This is a genomic window from Thalassomonas actiniarum, from assembly GCF_000948975.2.
Lineage (GTDB): Bacteria > Pseudomonadota > Gammaproteobacteria > Enterobacterales > Alteromonadaceae > Thalassomonas > Thalassomonas actiniarum.
In genome coordinates this window covers 191,692-208,496 of record NZ_CP059735.1, presented here as the reverse complement: position 1 = coordinate 208,496, position 16,805 = coordinate 191,692, and the positions used below count along the sequence as shown (strand labels likewise).

Genomic DNA, 16,805 nt, shown 5'->3' with positions numbered 1-16,805 from the left:
AAGGGGAATCCAGCAATCCCCCACAACCAAGAGAGGTGTTTCTTACTGATAAAATATTCATAAAGTGCAAGGTGCAAGGTTCAACCGGCAACATGCTGCTGAGCCGTTAAGCGCTACTCCTGAGTGTTAGCGCACTCAGAAGCAGCTAACCACAACAGATACTACTGTACTGAGGTATCCATCATGGCTAAATCTAATGATATGTCAGAGTTTCACTCGGTTAAAGTTTCTTTAACCGAAAATATACCTGACCACCAATATCCACCAACAAACCACCACAACCGTGCCCGGCATAGTTTGCCGCTCACCATCAAGGGAGGCCGGTATCATGTCTGAGTCAAACACAATTACCCCGGGGGCTCTGCTGGATCATGAAGCGAAAAGGAAGCAGTTAACAAGCAAGAGTCTCGAACTGAGTGACGACTTTAGCAAATTCAGTGATGAATGCTCCTTCTTGTGTGATGCTTTCGCCGCTGTTGCCCGCGAGCCTGAGTGTATTACCCCACAAACCAGTGAAGGTATATGGCATGTTTGTTATAAGTTGAAAATACAAGTCAGAAAATACCGGGATCAAATAGATACGCTTCACAACGACCTGCGCCACTTTAAGCTTGAACAATAAGCTTAACTCAGGAAAAGGCGGGTGGCTTAACGCTGGCAAAGCGAATAATTCACCCGCTTTTAAAGCACTTGCTTATGTTAATGGCTATAAGGCGCTCAAACCTGTTAGGTACTGCTATGTATAACGTCAGGCTCACCGAGAAAATAACCAAACACCAAATCACAACGTCCTACAGGCCCCGCAAGTAAAGCCGAACGCTTATTGTGCCGGGCAAGGTAACCATTTGTCTTTCTTTGGTTTGCGAGCTAAAAAGGCCGGTTAACCGGCCTTTTTAATCGTATCAGCGAGCAACCGTTAGAACTGGTAACTCACACTGAAGTCAAAGCTTCTTGGCAAGATATAACGGGCGTTAGACGATAGCGCGTCACGCGGATCCCCTTCCGTTAAACCGTCTTCATCGGTCAGGTTATTGGCAGCAAACTGCACCTGTACCTCGTCGGTAACATCGAAGATCACACCCAGGTCAACTTTTTCATAACCCGGCAGTTCCTGTTCGTCTATGTTGGCGTTGCTTGAATGACGGTCACCAACCGCAGACAAGGTACCGTATACGGTCGCCAACATGCCGTTACTGAACTCATATTCATAGCTGGGGGTAATACGCACCTGCCACTTAGGCAGACGTTGCAATTCATTACCTTTATCCTGCCCCTTAAGGATCTCGGTATCCTGCAGGGTAGAGTTCAAGCTAACGGAAAAACCATCGTCGTTGTAATAAGTGAAATCAAGCTCAACACCATATGCCTGGGTGGTACGGACAACAGCAGGCTGACCCGGCTGAGGTACTTCTAAATCACCTTCCACCTCATTAAAGAAACCAGTGGCATAGACACTATAGTTATCTTTTGACAACTTATAGCCAAGCTCATACTGGCGTACATCCTTGATCAGGTCTTCGCCATTGGTATAGTCATCGAAGTTATCGCGGAAATCATCAAAATACGGCATCTTGCTACCGTTACTGATACGGGCAAAAATCCCCGAATCCCGGGTCAGCGAATAGTTACCGCCAAAGGTCCAGGAAGTACCGTTTTCATCATAAGAAACCGCCTTGGAAATAGAGCCGGTCAGGCCTTCATCCACGGTATATTCGATTTCATGCTGCTCGAAACGCACACCGCCGTCCAAGGTGAGTTTATCGGTCACTTCATAAGAAAGGGCACCGTATACCGCACGGGTAGTACCGTCACCGACACTGTTGATATCATAGTTCCAGCCACAGCTGTCGGCATTGTCGTTACAGTCGATACCGGTGAGCATTTCACCGCCGGTTTCCACCACGTGATAGGCCTGGTTGCCTATCGACCACCAATCTTTAGACTGGTAGGTTGAATTATAATAACCCGCGGTAAAGCTGCCTTTATCAAAGGTTTTGGTCAGGGCAAGATCATTGGTGAAAGCTTCAATTTCTTTTTTCACCACCCAGCGGCCAATTTGCTGCACCATAGTATCGCCGGCATATTCAGTACCTGTCACCGCACCGATGGCAGTAGCGCCGTTATCGGCAACACTGGACAGGGCAACGGCATTATCGTTAGGCACTAAACCAAAAGTATTGGCATCCCCCTGGGTATAACTAAAGCGGTCTACCAGATCCCAGCCATTGTCCAGCTCCAGTTCAACACTACCGCCGGAAACAGAACCTTTCCAGCCACGACCATCACCGAAATCAAAAGCTTCACTGGTATTGTCCGGGCCGTACTGAATAGTGGCCTGACGGTTATTGGTGCCTATCTGTACATATTCATTGTCTACACCCGGCGCATTGATCGGCGCAGGCAGATACCAGACACCGTGATCATCGGTTTGGCGGGTATAAAGATTAATTTTACCGTTATCCAGCTCTTTGGTGATATTAATGGTGAACTGCTGACCTTCTTCGGCATTAAAACCGGCATCGCGTACACCCGGTGAGCTTTTCACATAACCGCCGATCATAAAGTAAAGGTCGTCCGCCAGCGCGCCGCTAAGCACGCCGTCAAAGCGCTGCAGACCAAAATCTGAGGTTGAGTATTTTACCTTGCCTTCGGTATCGTCACTGCCTTCTTTAAGTAAGAAGTTAGTGGTCAAACCCGGCTGGCCATTGGAAATAACCGGGTTGGTGCCGCCGCGCAGGGCTTCCATGAATTCAACGGTTTCATCGAGGCGGAATATCGAGGAGTTTTCTAAAAAAGACAGGGTCGGTGGCGGGAAAATCGGTGCCCCTTGTAACTGCACCGTTAAGAAAGGCGCATCCCCGGTGCTGGGAAAACCACGGACAAACACGTTGGCCCCGGCAACACCGCCGGAACTTTCTGACCAGACGCCGGGAACCGCTTTAAATAAATCCGCGGTGCTTTTTGGCGCCAGTTTTTTAATATCATCTTCGGAAAAGTTACTGATGGCGTAACCTGCATCCACTTTTCTTACCGCTTTACCGCTGAAGGTACCGGTAACGACGATTTGCTCAATTTTTTCGGTTTTAGGTGCTGACGAGCTATTATCTGCTGTCTCTTGTTCCGCACTTATGGCACTAAACGGCTGGCATACCAGGGCTAGTACTGCAGCAACGGAAGATAGTTTAAAATTCTTTGTCATCACTTCATCCTCTTCAAGCCAGTATTGCATCTAGTAACACTAGCCTTTAATAGTCGTAATTCTAGTTTTGAAAGATTTCTTTCCCCACATTCAATATAGGCAGCTTTGCAAACGATTGCAATATTTTTATGCAATCGTTTGCAACAAGGTAGCAAGAATTTGATGCAATCGTTTTCAAGACTATGATATAAGGGTGATTGTAATGTTTGCTGAATATGCAATAATCTCCGTCATGAAAGAAAAGACCATTAAAACACTTGCCGACATTGCCAAAATGGCCAATGTTTCCCAGTCGACGGTATCCCGGGCGCTGCGCAATAACCCCCTGGTGAGCCAGAAAACCCGGGATTTTGTCCAGCAGCTGGCTCAGGAGCATAACTTCAGTGTCAATGCCACCGCCAGTAAGTTGCGCACCCAAAAAACCCATACCATAGCCGTGATTGTTATGTTCGATCAAAATACCGAACAGTCAATTTCCGATCCCTTCCTGATGAAGTTATTGGGTACCATAGCGGATGAACTCACCAAGTTTGGCTATGACATGCTGCTGACCACCACCAAAACCGCCACCGGTGACTGGAACAATTATTATTTTGAATCCCGCCGGGCAGATGGCCTGATCATTGTCGGTCAGGGGGAGCATGACCCGCGCATCGAAGCCCTGGCCAGCAACAATGTGCCTTTTGTGGTCTGGGGTACGGAATTTGCCAATAAAAACTACACCACCATCGGCAGTGACAACCGCAAAGGCGGTTACCTGGCGGTCAAACACCTGATTGATAAAGGCTGTAAAAATATCGCCTTTATGGGTGATATAGAGCATAACGAGTTGGAACAGCGCTGGCTGGGTTATCAGGATGCCTGTGAAGAAGCCGGTCTCGCCTTAGAGCCGACCCTCAGGCTTAAAACCGACCTGACCTCAAACGACGGTTATCAACAGATCAAAAATTACCTGGAAGGCAAACATCCAAAAATCGACGGCATTTTTGCCGTCAGCGATACCATAGCCCTTGGAGTGATGAAATATTTGCATGAGCAAAAAGTTGCCATTCCCGAAGAAATTGCCATTATCGGTTTCGATGATATCGCCATGTCGGCATTCAGCTCACCTTCTTTGACCACGGTAAGACAAAATACCACGACTGCCGGTGAGTTACTGGTGAGTAAGGTACTGAAAAAAATCGAGAATAAACCGATTGAATCTAAATTGCTGGAAGTGGAACTCATTATTCGCCAATCCAGCGAGCAAGCCTGAAGGAATTTTAAGCCGACCGTACATCCTGATAACGCTCCAGTTCATCCATGAAACGCGTCATTGCCTGCAGGGATGCAGGTACTTAGCTTGCGCCGGGAGCCGGCAAGCTGACCGTACATCCTGACAACGCTCCTATTCATCCATGAACCCGCGTCATTGCCTGCAGGGATGCAGGTACTTAGCTTGCGCCGGGAGCCGGCAAGCTGACCATACATCCTGACAACGCTCCTATTCATCCATGAACCCGCGTCATACCGTACATCCTGTACATAAAAAAGGGCTTAGCCGGGATATCCGGCTAAGCCCTTTTCAACGACAAAAAATCAATTAAGCAGCTGCTGCACGTCCATTTCCCCTGTGGTCGGGAAAACAATATCTGCCTGGGTCAGCACAGACTTTTCGCCTATGCCCACGGCATACATACCGGCAGCTTTAATGGCACTGACCCCGGCCACCGCATCTTCCACCCCGAGACAATCTTCGGGTGCCAGTTCCAAACCCCGGGCCACCGACAAGAAGATATCCGGAGCGGGTTTGCTGTTTGCCACCGAGGCGGCATCACCGATAAAATCAAATAAATCCGCAATCCCCAATTTGTCGACGACAAAAGCGGCATTTTTACTGGCTGAAGCCAGGCCGATTTTAATGCCTTTTGCTTTTAGCACGGCAAAACAGTCCAAGACGCCGGGAAACAAGTTACCGGGATTGATATCATTGATCAGCTCCAGGTAGTGCTTATTTTTTTCCACCAATAACTGCTGAAATTTCTCTTCACTGACGGTGAGCTTGCCTTTGTCGAGGATCAGCTGCAATGAACCGACCCGGTCAACCCCTTTGAGGGCCTCATTATCTTCCCGGGTAAATTCCAGCCCCAAGTGATGGGCGGTCGCCTGCCAGGCGATAAAATGGAACTCGGCAGTATCGGTGAGCACACCATCAAGATCAAAAATAAAAGCTTTAACTGTCATGGTTAGTGCTCCGCTGTTAATGCAAAATCTTGTGACGGTTTATCCTGTGTCAGGACAACTTCTTGCTGACCGTGCTGCAAACGCAAAGATTTACCCGTCAGCAGCTGGTAACTGACTTTTTCCCCGGTCATGGTCAACTGCAGCTGACAGCCGAGCAATCGCAGTTTAAAGCTCACTCCCTGCCAGCTTTTTGGCAGGAAGGGATTAAAACAGGCTTTGCCATTGCGAACCCTTAAACCGGCAAACCCCTGGGTGATACACATCCAGGACCCCGCCATGGCAGCGGTATGCACGCCGTAATGGCTGTTTTTATGCAGGTTGGCCAGATCCGTCATCACGGTTTCTTCAAAATAATGATACGCCTGCTCCCGCTCGCCAACTTCGCTGTAGGCAATGCTATGGGTACAGGCAGACAGGGTGGAGTCATGGGTGGTTAACGGCTCATAAAACGCCAGGTTGTTCTTTTTCAGCGACAGCGGCACCATATCGTCCTGGAGGAAGTTGGCCAGGATCACATCCGCCTGCTTCAACACCTGGTGACGGTAAATCACCAGCGGATGGAAGTTTAACAACAGCGGATATTTATCTTTGGGCGTACCGGCAAAGTCCCAGGGTTTCTTGGCTAAAAAGCTGTCATCCTGCGGTGAAATACCGAGTTTTTCATCATGGGGCAAATACATGTTATCGGCAATTTGCTGCCACAAGGCCAGCTCCTGCTCATCCAGGTTTAATTGCCTGAGCAGCCGCTGATAATTTTCCGGCGCCTGTTGCCCCATTTGCCGCGCCAGATCACAGGCAAAAGCCAGATGGATTTTTGCCATCACGTTAGTGTAATAGTTGTTATTGACCAGCGCGGTATATTCGTCCGGCCCGGTCACCAAATCCAGACAGAACTTACCGTCTCGAACATCATTGAAATGCCCGAGCGACGGCCACAGGCGCGCACTTTCAAAGACCAGCTCGGCACCTTCGCTCCAGATAAAGTCCCAGTCGCTGGTGGCAGAAAAATAATGACGGACGGCATAGGCTACCGCGGCATTGATATGATATTGCGCGGTCCCCGCCGGGAAATAAGAAGAACACTCTTCGCCGCCTATGGTACGCCAGGGGAATAAAGCCCCCTGCTCATGGCCCATTTCCAGCGCACGCTGCCTGGCTTTAGCCAAACCGCGGAAACGGAACGATAACAGGCTGCGGGCAATTTCCGGCTGGGTGTAAATGAAATAGGGGATAATATAAATTTCTGAGTCCCAGAAATAATGGCCGTCATAACCCGGGCCGGTCAGGCCTTTGGCGCCGATATTGCGCTGGCCGTCACGACCCGCCGACATATACAGGTGCAGCATATTAAGGCGGATCGCCTTCTGGTGCTCGCCATTGCCGGAAATTTCGATATCGCTGTTGTGCCAGAACTCACCGAGCAGACGGCTGTGTTGCTGCAAGTGACCGGCATAGCCCAAAGCCATTGCCTGCTCTAACTCGGCTTTTGCTTCCCGGATAAGGGCAGCGCCCTGCTCTGCCGGGCTGTTGCCTTCGCTATCACCTTCGCCATTACCTTCGACAAAGGCATGCGAAATAAAGCTGTATTTGCAAAAACTCAGCTTGTCTTCGCCAAGGTTAAGCAGGTAACGGCAAGTTAAACCAAGGCGTTCATCGGACTCACCGCCAACAAATTCAGCCTGGTCATTAAAACTATGGCTGATGGCATGACAGATCAGGCTGTCTGGCAAGTCCAGTTGCTGCAGTTGATAACTGATGTTCTCGCCGGCTTCGCTGGCAGTTAACGTCAGGTTTTCGGCGACAGATAAATCTCCTACCCGGGGATCGTCACTGGCCTCGCTTTCCGCCAGGTTATTTTCTACGGTAGAAACTAAAGTGATCGGCCCGCGAAATACCAACGGCTCAACCGTAAAGGCATTGACCATCAAGTGGCCATTGTGCTGGCAGATAAAGCGCCGGGTATGGAGTTTAATTTCCTGTCCCGAGGGCGTGGCCAGCAACAAAGACTCTTCAAAAATACCGGCTTTCATATTCAAACAGCGGCTCAGCACTTCTTTCACCGCGAAGGCTTCACCTCCGCTGCTGCCAACGCTTTGCTTACCGGCAAACAGGGCAATACCTTTGCTGTCGGCCACCTGCAGCATTTTATTGTTGAAACGGGCAAAACCATAGGCAGACTCATCATAATGGATCTGCTCGCTGACGTAGGCGCCATTGATATAGCTGCCTTCACAGTCCCGGATAAAGTCGGGATGCCGGTAACCGGATGTGCCCCGGGTACCCAGGGTGCCGTTGCCCAGGGCAAACAGCGTTTCGGTTACCGCAAGGGGAAGATGCTCAAGCTCAGCCAGGGTGATTTGCCAATCACTGCTATCGGCCGCGGCATCCATATTATGGAAAGTTTGCAAGGTAGAACCCTTTAAAAATGTTTATTGCTTAAAATAATCATACAAATTTTCCCGCCTTTTGCAAACGTTTGCAAAAAATATTTTTACCCTCTAGAATGGGGATGTTTTATATCGGGAATACAATTGATCTTGAGGTTAATGCACAGGGTTTAGAGATTATTTATAGTTTCAGACAATTAGCTGTAACCTTATATCAGGGGATAAGAGGATTCATATGAATAACTGGCGTATTAAATTATCTTTGCTATTAACTTACTTTGTCTTTGCGATCTTGCTCAACAGCGTCGGCATAGTGATCCTCCAGGTCATCAAAAATTATGAGGTGACCAAGTCTGCCGCCAGCATACTCGAAGGCTTCAAAGATTTGCCCATCGCCGTCGTCTCTTTCCTGGTCGCCTCTTACCTGCCCAGATTCGGTTACCGAAATTCCCTGGTCACGGGCCTGGTCATTGTCACCCTGGCCTGCCTGGCAATGACGCAATTTCCCGGTTTTGCCATGACGAAAATCCTGTTTTTAGCGGTTGGTGTCGGCTTTGCCCTGGTTAAAGTATCCGTTTACGCCACGGTAGGTTTAATCACCGAAAACCGCCAGTCCCATGCCTCTTTTATGAATACCATAGAAGGCTTCTTTATGGTGGGGGTCTTATCCGGTTACTGGATCTTTGGTTTATTTATCAATCCTGACGAACCCAAATCCCAGTCCTGGCTCGAGGTTTATTATTACCTGGCAGTATTAGGTGTGCTCAACATTTTATTATTGTTATCCACCCCCTTTAAACAGCATGAGCATGAAGAAGCCGACAGCGAGCCAGGTTCGGCAGTGGCGGAATTTATCGCCATGCTCAAGCTGGTAAAAAAACCTATGGTTTACGTTTTTGTGATTTCGGCATTTTTATATGTACTGATCGAGCAAGGCATAGGCACCTGGTTACCGACCTTTAATAATGAAATTTTAAAGTTGCCGACAGATATCAGTGTTCAGGTCACCAGCATCTTTGCCGCCTGCCTGGCCATAGGCCGCCTAAGCGCCGGTTACCTGTTAAAACGCATCAGCTGGTACGCCCTGCTTAATGCCTGCTTACTCTTTATGTCGGTACTGATTTTATTGACCCTGCCCATGACCCGGGATGTTACCCTGGCGGATAATGTCACCTGGCAAAACCTGCCGCTGGTCGCCTGGTTATTCCCCTGCATAGGTTTGTTTATGGCCCCTATTTATCCGGCGATTAATTCCGTGATTTTAAGCGCCTTACCGAAAAATAAGCATGCCGCCATGACGGGGTTGATCGTGTTGTTCTCGGCGCTGGGCGGCACCACAGGCTCGCTGATCACCGGCCTGGTGTTCTCTGCCTTTGACGGGCAAACCGCGTTTTACCTGACCTTATTGCCTATCGCCATTATTTTCTTAACGCTAAAATTATTAAGCAATTTTGTTAGCAAACACGAATATTCACGGCAAGAGCAAGCCGCTTCATAATTAAAACCGCATGCTCACCGGCGATGGTGGGCTTGTGGCATAAAACTTTCATCTCGCCAGCGACTAACCGTGAATCATTCCGGCTATACTATAAGCCGGAATCTCCCCTCCCTTTTGAAAAATTTTTTCACTTATCAGCAAAAAGCAGTACAGTTGGCTTTATTTATGCATTTATCTGCACAGAGATAAATAAGGCGCACCCAGACAGAAACCGGGGTTGTTAAAATGAATAAATTTTATACTGTATTGTTAGTCACTTGCATTGGGTTGATGGGTTGTCAAACTCTTGACTCGGTCACACCCGACTCAAATGATGAAATGCCGGCAACGGCAATTTTTGACAATAAGTTGTCATCGTTGATCACCGGCTTACTGAGATCGGAGAAATATGACTACCGCAGCAAACCCACCTTAATCACCACTTTTGTCTGGTCCGATACCCTGAGTTATAAAAGCCAGCCCAATGCCTTTCGATTTTTGGGGCACCAGCTGGCAGAAAGCATGAAAACCGAACTGGTACAGTACAGTGCCAGGGTGGTTGAACATAAGGCATCAAAAGCGGTCTCCATTTCCCCTAACGCTTCCTACTTTTTATCCCGGGATATCAAGGAGCTCGCCAGCAAGGCCCAGGCGGAATACGTGATTGCCGGTACCATCACCGAGCTTGACGGCGGTGCTATGGTCAATGCCGAAGTGATAGAGATCAGCAGCAGTGAAATTGTCAGTGCGGCGCGCGAGTTCTTCCCGACAAGCGCCGCCTGGTCGTCAAACCAGGTGAGCCTGCGCAACAATATGCTCCACCGTGAAGGTAAATGAGGTAGATATGAAAAAGTTAACGTTGATCATGTTAGGACTTTTAGCCGGTTGCAGCAGCCAGGAGCAATCTTTGGTGATAGAAGACCACAAGCCGGAGAAATACAAGTTTGAACCGGTAAAACACAATAACGAGGACGATCATTCCGTCAGTTATTACGACAAACCATTGATTAAAAACGTCAACCATTATGTGAAATGGTTAACCCAGGATTTGTTTGCCAATATCGATTTCCCCGATAATGACGCGGTGTTTGTGATTTCGGATCTGGCCCTGCTCGATTCAGATCTCAATAAAACCAACCATTTCGGGCGTCAGGTCACCGAAGCCATGACCCATGAAGTCAACCGCACCGGTTTCTCGGTGATCGACATCAAGGCCCGGGGTTTTATCCGCATGTCGGAATCCGGTGACTTGTTCTTCCAGACGGAAGATTATAATGAAATTTTAAGTCAGACCTCCGCCACCAACATTATCAGCGGCACCATGACCCGACACCGGGGCGGTTACCTGCTCAATGCCAGGGTAGTAGATCTTGCCACCACCGCCTTGATCAGTTCGGCGCAGATTTTTGTGCCCTTCGATGTCGTCGATTCCGTGATGTTGGAAGACCAGGTTTCACCGCCGCCCAAGATCAATGAGATTTCATTGAAATCTTCCTCGGTCCGGGAATAGCCTTTAACAGCAGTAAGAAGAGATATTATGATGAATTTTATTAATAACACTCAAAAAACGTTGCAGACACTGATGTTAAGTGTATTTGCTGTTGCCGCTTTAACCTCCTGCACCCTGCTCAAGGAAATCCAGCAGGAGGCCACCGGGGAAAATAAAGAGCCGGAATTAACCGATGACTCGGTGCCCTTTGTGCTCAATGATCAGGAAGTGATCCCGTTTTTCCATACCCATAAAATGGTCAGCGATTATACCGATAAACTGGCCCATGACTTATTCAATAACATGGCGCGCACCGAGCTGAAATCGCCGGTAGCGGTGGCCAGTTTTGTCAGCTTAGACTCCTCACTCGAAGAAGGCAGCCGATTGGGCAACCTGATCAGCGAAAGCCTGCTCGGCCAGGTACAGGAGTATGGCATTCCGGTGATGGATATCCATTTGATGAACGGTATCGAAATGAACAGCGACGGGGAGTTTTCTTTTAGCCGGAAAATGACTAAAGTAATGAATTCCAAAACATTAAACTATGTCTTATCCGGCGTGGTGATCGGCAATGAAAGGGGTTATACCGTTAATGCCAGGATCATAGAATTCGGCTCTATGCAGGTATTATCGACGGCAACTACCTTTATTCCGTCCTTTGTCGCCGAAGTTTTATAAACAGTGACGCTAACATGAATATTCTGGTGACCGGCGGGGCCGGTTTTATCGGCTCGGCCCTGATACGCTACCTGATCTCGAATACAGAACACAGGGTGATCAATGTCGATAAGCTCACCTATGCCGGTAATTTAGCCGCCCTGAGCGCTGTCGCCGATAACCCGAGATATACCTTTGAACAGGTCGATATCTGCAACCGCGCCGAGCTGGATCGTATCCTTAAGGTTTACCAGGTAAATCTTGTTATGCACCTGGCGGCGGAAAGTCACGTTGACCGCTCCATAGATAAACCGGCGGCTTTTATTGAAACCAATATTCTCGGCACTTATACCCTGCTCGAGGCCTGCCGCTGCTACCGCCAGCAATTGCCGCCACAGGCACAGGCAGATTTTCGTTTCCATCATGTCTCCACCGACGAAGTATACGGCGATCTGGCAGATTCCACCGACTTGTTCACCGAAAGCACCGCCTATGCCCCCAGCTCTCCCTATTCTGCCTCCAAGGCAGCCAGTGATCACCTGGTGCGGGCCTGGCTGCGTAGCTATGATTTACCCGCGGTGATCACTAACTGCTCCAATAATTACGGCCCGTATCAATACCGGGAAAAGCTGATCCCGTTAATCATAGAGCGGGCGATAACAGGGCAAGCACTGCCGGTATACGGCGACGGCCAGCAAATACGCGACTGGCTTTATGTCGATGACCATGTGCGCGCCCTTTACCTGGTCGCCACGCAGGGAAAAATAGGGGAAACCTATAATATCGGCGGCCACAACGAGCTCACCAACCTGGAGGTTATCGGGCAGGTCTGCAGCCTCTTGGATGAAATAAGACCTGCGGCTGTCGCCGGCATCAAACACTACCGGGAATTAATTACTTTTGTGACCGACAGGCCCGGTCATGATATCCGCTACGCCATAGATGCCACTAAGATAGCCAAGACACTCGGCTGGACACCAACAGAAACCTTTGCAACCGGTATTAAAAAAACCGTCCACTGGTATCTAGATGTAGGAAAATAAGCTATATAATCATCAATATAAGTTTTTAAAAGGCAGTTAAATGAAAGGTATTATTTTAGCCGGAGGTTCGGGAACCCGTTTGTACCCGATCACTAAAGGCGTTTCAAAGCAGTTATTACCTATTTATGATAAGCCAATGATTTATTATCCGCTGTCGGTGCTGATGCTGGCAGGGATCCGGGAAGTATTAGTGATCTCAACCCCGGAAGATATTGACGGCTACCGGCGCTTATTGGCAGACGGCCAGCAATTTGGCTTGCGTATCTCCTATGCGGTGCAGCCGGATCCCGGCGGCATAGCACAGGCCTTTATTATTGCCGAAGAGTTTATTGGCAAAAGCAGTGTCTGCCTGGTGCTGGGCGACAATATTTTTTATGGCCAGGGTTTCAGTCCCCAGCTAATCAAGGCAAGAAAAAAGACCCGGGGAGCGACGCTTTTTGCCTATCCGGTGAAAGACCCCGAGCGCTTCGGTGTAGTAGAGTTCGACGACAACATGGCGGTACTTTCTATCGAAGAGAAACCGGAAAAACCTAAATCTAAATATGCGGTGACCGGCTTATATTTTTACGATAACCAGGTAGTGGATATCGCCAAATCCATTTCCCCGTCCGCGCGGGGCGAACTGGAAATCACCTGTATTAACAACCTTTACCTGGCCCGGGGCGACTTAAGGGTTGAGTTATTGGGACGGGGGTTTGCCTGGCTGGATACCGGCACTTATGAAAGCCTGATCGCCGCCAGTCAGTTTGTACAAACCATAGAGCAAAGACAGGGGTTTAAAATTGCCTGCCTGGAAGAAATCGCCCTGCACAATAACTGGCTGACACCGGAGCAAGTCACGGATATCGCCAAATCCATGAGCCAGAACAGTTACGGCTTATATTTGCAGGAATTGGTGCAAAATAAATGATCCCGCTAAATAAGCCTTATCTACCCGACCAGAACAGATATCAGCAATATCTGCAAACGGCTTTTGACAGCCAGAGATTAACCAATGACGGTCCCCTGGTACAGCAACTCAAAGCTGCCCTTGAGCAATACCTGGGAGTAAAATACCTGCTGCCTGTGGTCAACGGCACCATGGCGCTGCAGCTGGCTTATAAAACCTTTAACCTTAAAGGCAATGCCGTCACCACCCCTTATAGCTTTATCGCCACCAGCAGCAGTTTGCAATGGTTAAACATTCATCCCAATTTTGCCGATATCGAGACAAAAAGCTTGAACCTGTGTCCGGATAAGGCACTGGCTGCCATCAACCGTGAAACCAGTGCCCTGGTGCCGGTACATGTTTACGGCAACCCTTGCGATGTCGAGGCGTTTGAGCGTATAAAGGCAAAAACAAAAGTAAAGCTGATTTATGATGCCTCCCATGCTTTTGGCATTAAGCTCGGCGAGCGCAGCATCTTAAGCTACGGCGACGCCTCCACCCTAAGTTTTCATGCCACTAAACTGTTTCACTGTGTCGAAGGGGGCGCAGTGATCTTCAATAAAGAAAAAGACTACCGGCGGGCCGCCCGGATGATCAATTTTGGTATAGCACCAGAGAACGGCCATATTTCCGGTCCGGGCATCAACGGCAAAATGAGCGAATTACACGCCGCTATGGGCCTGGCGCTACTCGGTGATATCGACAACATATTGGCCCGCAGAAACCAGCTGTTTGATTATTATAAAACCCTGCTTTGTCCCTACTTTGAGTTTCCGCTGTGGCACCACGAAGCCAGTCAGAACGCGATATATTTCCCGGTGATTTTTAAATCGGCGGCAGATTGCAATCAGGCATTTTTAACACTGAAAAAGCAAGGCATCGGCTCCAGAAGATACTTTTCTCCTTCCCTGAATACCTTAACTGACACCTTCAGCGGCCAGTCCGTCAGCTGCCCGGTTTCGGAAGGTTATGCCCAAAGACTGCTGTGCCTGCCCCTGTATTTCGATCTCACGGAAGAAGAAGTCGAAGAAGTCTGCAGCACCCTAATTAACAGCCTGGCGCTAAAGCAGGAAAACCGATGAAAGTAGCGATAATGCAGCCCTACTTTTTCCCTTACCTGGGATATTTTCAACTGATCAAAGCGGTTGATTGCTTTGTAATTTTTGATGACGTCAATTATATCAAACGTGGCTGGATCAATAAAAACCGCATCTGGCAGCACGGCCAGATCACTAACATTACCCTACCGGTACAAAAAGCCAGTCAAAACAGAAAAATCAACCAGCACCAACGCACCACAGAGCAGCAACCACTGGATAAAATTAAAAAACAAATCCGCCTCAGCTATAGCAAAGCGCCTTTTTTTCACGATTTATATCCGCTGCTGAAAAGGCTGCTTGATTATGATGAAAACAATTTAGCCCGCTACCTGGGATATGGTTTACAACAAATGTCTGGTTATTTGGCGCTGGATACCCGTTTTGTTTATGCCTCTGAATTATCACAACACCAGGTGCAAAACAGTGCCGAACAGCGCATTATCAATATCACCCGCGAACTTGGCGGCAGTGAATATTTTAATTTACCCGGCGGCAAGGCGCTTTACCGGGAAGAAAACTTTAACGACGCAGGCATTAAGCTTAATTTTGTTTTTCCGGATTTTACCCGGCAAAACCCGCTATTACAGAGCGGGGAGCGTTCGGGTTTATCCATTATTGATGTATTGATGTACACAAAAAACATTTGAATACAGTGAATTGCCAAACATAAACCAGATTCAAGCCAAATATAAGCCAACAGCAGAGAGATTTATGTCACACCAGCATGCTTCAGATAAATGGGCGAGTTATTACCGGGCCAACCAGGGCAAGGGCAATTATTTTCCCGAAAACTTTGTCCACCGGGTCTTTTCATCGAGTTCGCCAGTGCAGTTCTTAGACCATGATTACCGGGGAAAAAGCCTGTTAGATCTCGGCTGCGGTCACGGCAGGCATATTCCCTATCTGCAATCTTTGGGATTTGAGGTTTGCGGCCTGGAAGTATCGGCAGAGCAGGTATCCCAATTGCAACAACAGTTTCCCGGGCTTGAGTTTGCCGAAGGGGTAGCCGCTAATATTCCCCTGGCAGATAACCACTTCGATTATCTGCTGGCCTGTAACGCTATTTATTATCTTGATAATGCAAAGCCGGGTTTTAGCCACCATATCGCAGAAAGCCGCCGGGTACTCAAAAACGGCGGAAAAATGATATTTTCCATGCTCGGCGAAAAGCACACTATTTTTAACGATGCCAAGCAAAGCGGCCCCGGCCTGTATAAAATTGCCAAAGATTTCCTCGGTTTTCGCCACGATACTTATATCCAGGCCTACACAGGCGATAACCAGCAAATTTTTAACGCCCTGGAAATAAAACATCAGGGAGAGATCATAGAAACCGTCGATGATACCTGCCGCCATCTCCACTATTTTGTTGCCGTTAATAATAAATAACAGGTGTTATCATGTTTGACCGACCCGAAAATATTTATCAAAAACAAAAAGCCGATCAGGCCTGTCGGATCTCAAAGAGGTCTACCCGCAGCATTATTGCGGTGACGGCATGTTTGTGGCCAACCACAATATGCACTTATTTGAAGACCAGCAATTTCAGCACTGTATGAGCAAACTGGTCATGGGAGAGCCTTATATCGGCATGGCCTGGCGGGCACACACCTTGATTTGGTGCATTTCGCAAATCATCGACAGTCCGGGGGCGATCATGGAGTTTGGCACCTTTCGCGGCTTTAAAATGAAGTTTATGATGGAGTATTTCACCGACCGCCTGGCTCAGCGGGAAATCTACCTGTTCGATACCTTTGAAGGCATAGACCCGGCCCAGGCAGCCGACTCTCCCATCAGCCCGGATGAACACCAAAAAGCACAATTACATGCCTTTGTTCAGGACAGGTTCAAGCCATATCCCAATGTAAAAATTATCAAGGGCGCCGCTCCCCATACCCTGGAGCAGCTGACCATAGACAAGGTCGCCTTTATCCACCTGGATATGAACAGCTGGATGGCGGAAATAGGTACACTGGAAAAACTCTGGCATAAACTGACTCCCGGCGGTATCGTCTTATTGGATGATTTTGGCTTCTTTGCCCATAGCGCACAAAAAGATAAAGAACTGGCTTGGTTTAAAGACAAAGGTTATGCGCCGCTGGAACTGCCCACCGGGCAAGCTATGGTGATCAAACATGTATAATTTTCAAGAGAATATATATCAGTCCGGGAAAGTCCGCGAAATAAGAAAAGCCGTTTACCAAAGCGCCGGTTATTTTGTCATTAAAGATTTTCTGCCCGGACAAACGGTTGAAAAATCAGGCAAAGATGGCTGAACGGTGAAGTAGACTATTACTTCGAC

At 48.4% G+C, this 16,805-nt stretch carries 17 protein-coding genes; 14 read left to right on the top strand and 3 right to left on the bottom strand.

Going from position 1 to position 16,805, the window contains the following annotated elements; genetic code table 11:
* Positions 1-183 precede the first annotated feature (183 nt).
* Positions 184-336 (top strand): hypothetical protein, encoded by a 153-nt coding sequence (locus SG35_RS00920; protein WP_160298380.1) that lies wholly within the window; start codon positions 184-186, stop codon positions 334-336.
* Positions 329-622 (top strand): hypothetical protein, encoded by a 294-nt coding sequence (locus SG35_RS00915; RefSeq protein WP_044835307.1) that lies wholly within the window; start codon positions 329-331, stop codon positions 620-622. Before SG35_RS00920 ends, SG35_RS00915 begins: the two co-directional genes overlap by 8 nt.
* Positions 623-916: 294 nt before the next feature.
* On the opposite strand, the gene SG35_RS00910 is transcribed toward SG35_RS00915, so the two are convergent.
* On the bottom strand, positions 917-3,199 hold the full coding sequence (locus SG35_RS00910; protein ID WP_044835330.1) for a TonB-dependent receptor: 2,283 nt from the start codon (positions 3,197-3,199) through the stop codon (positions 917-919).
* A gap of 202 nt (positions 3,200-3,401) precedes the next feature.
* Here SG35_RS00910 and SG35_RS00905 point away from each other — a divergent pair, with 202 nt between their 5' ends.
* Positions 3,402-4,454, top strand: coding sequence for a LacI family DNA-binding transcriptional regulator (locus SG35_RS00905; RefSeq protein WP_236702685.1), 1,053 nt, complete (start codon positions 3,402-3,404; stop codon positions 4,452-4,454).
* 323 nt (positions 4,455-4,777) lie between these two features.
* Here the strand turns inward: SG35_RS00905 and pgmB are convergent, their stop codons facing one another.
* Both pgmB and SG35_RS00895 read right to left on the bottom strand, forming a co-directional pair.
* Complete coding sequence (pgmB, locus tag SG35_RS00900; protein WP_044835306.1) at positions 4,778-5,422, bottom strand: beta-phosphoglucomutase; 645 nt, start codon at positions 5,420-5,422, stop codon at positions 4,778-4,780.
* 2 nt (positions 5,423-5,424) lie between these two features.
* Positions 5,425-7,830 carry a glycoside hydrolase family 65 protein gene (locus SG35_RS00895; protein WP_053043357.1) on the bottom strand — a complete coding sequence of 802 codons (2,406 nt, stop codon included), beginning with the start codon at positions 7,828-7,830 and terminating at the stop codon, positions 5,425-5,427.
* A 214-nt stretch (positions 7,831-8,044) separates the two neighbouring features.
* Here SG35_RS00895 and SG35_RS00890 point away from each other — a divergent pair, with 214 nt between their 5' ends.
* The 11 genes from SG35_RS00890 to SG35_RS00840 all read left to right on the top strand — a co-directional run bounded on the left by SG35_RS00890 (position 8,045) and on the right by SG35_RS00840 (position 16,779).
* Positions 8,045-9,307 (top strand): MFS transporter, encoded by a 1,263-nt coding sequence (locus tag SG35_RS00890; protein WP_044835305.1) that lies wholly within the window; start codon positions 8,045-8,047, stop codon positions 9,305-9,307.
* 225 nt (positions 9,308-9,532) lie between these two features.
* Positions 9,533-10,123 (top strand): FlgO family outer membrane protein, encoded by a 591-nt coding sequence (locus tag SG35_RS00885; RefSeq protein WP_044835304.1) that lies wholly within the window; start codon positions 9,533-9,535, stop codon positions 10,121-10,123.
* Between the two features lie 7 nt (positions 10,124-10,130).
* Positions 10,131-10,796: a FlgO family outer membrane protein gene (locus SG35_RS00880; RefSeq protein WP_152646787.1), complete on the top strand. Its 666-nt coding sequence runs from the start codon at positions 10,131-10,133 to the stop codon at positions 10,794-10,796.
* Between the two features lie 27 nt (positions 10,797-10,823).
* Positions 10,824-11,453, top strand: coding sequence for a FlgO family outer membrane protein (locus tag SG35_RS00875; RefSeq protein WP_044835303.1), 630 nt, complete (start codon positions 10,824-10,826; stop codon positions 11,451-11,453).
* A gap of 14 nt (positions 11,454-11,467) precedes the next feature.
* Positions 11,468-12,475 (top strand): dTDP-glucose 4,6-dehydratase, encoded by a 1,008-nt coding sequence (rfbB, locus tag SG35_RS00870; RefSeq protein WP_044835302.1) that lies wholly within the window; start codon positions 11,468-11,470, stop codon positions 12,473-12,475.
* Between the two features lie 40 nt (positions 12,476-12,515).
* Positions 12,516-13,385, top strand: coding sequence for a glucose-1-phosphate thymidylyltransferase RfbA (gene rfbA / locus SG35_RS00865; RefSeq protein ID WP_044835301.1), 870 nt, complete (start codon positions 12,516-12,518; stop codon positions 13,383-13,385).
* On the top strand, positions 13,382-14,485 hold the full coding sequence (locus tag SG35_RS00860; RefSeq protein WP_044835300.1) for a DegT/DnrJ/EryC1/StrS family aminotransferase: 1,104 nt from the start codon (positions 13,382-13,384) through the stop codon (positions 14,483-14,485). Before rfbA ends, SG35_RS00860 begins: the two co-directional genes overlap by 4 nt.
* Positions 14,482-15,150, top strand: a complete 669-nt coding sequence (locus SG35_RS00855) for a WbqC family protein (protein ID WP_044835299.1) — start codon at positions 14,482-14,484, stop codon at positions 15,148-15,150. The genes SG35_RS00860 and SG35_RS00855 overlap by 4 nt, the downstream gene beginning before the upstream one ends.
* 64 nt (positions 15,151-15,214) lie before the next feature.
* Positions 15,215-15,892, top strand: coding sequence for a class I SAM-dependent methyltransferase (locus tag SG35_RS00850; protein WP_044835298.1), 678 nt, complete (start codon positions 15,215-15,217; stop codon positions 15,890-15,892).
* 109 nt (positions 15,893-16,001) lie between these two features.
* On the top strand, positions 16,002-16,646 hold the full coding sequence (locus tag SG35_RS00845; protein ID WP_053043355.1) for a TylF/MycF/NovP-related O-methyltransferase: 645 nt from the start codon (positions 16,002-16,004) through the stop codon (positions 16,644-16,646).
* The gene (locus SG35_RS00840) at positions 16,639-16,779 is read left to right on the top strand and encodes a hypothetical protein (RefSeq protein ID WP_160298379.1); all 141 of its coding nucleotides are present in this window, start codon (positions 16,639-16,641) and stop codon (positions 16,777-16,779) included. Before SG35_RS00845 ends, SG35_RS00840 begins: the two co-directional genes overlap by 8 nt.
* The last annotated feature ends 26 nt before the right edge of the window (positions 16,780-16,805 follow it).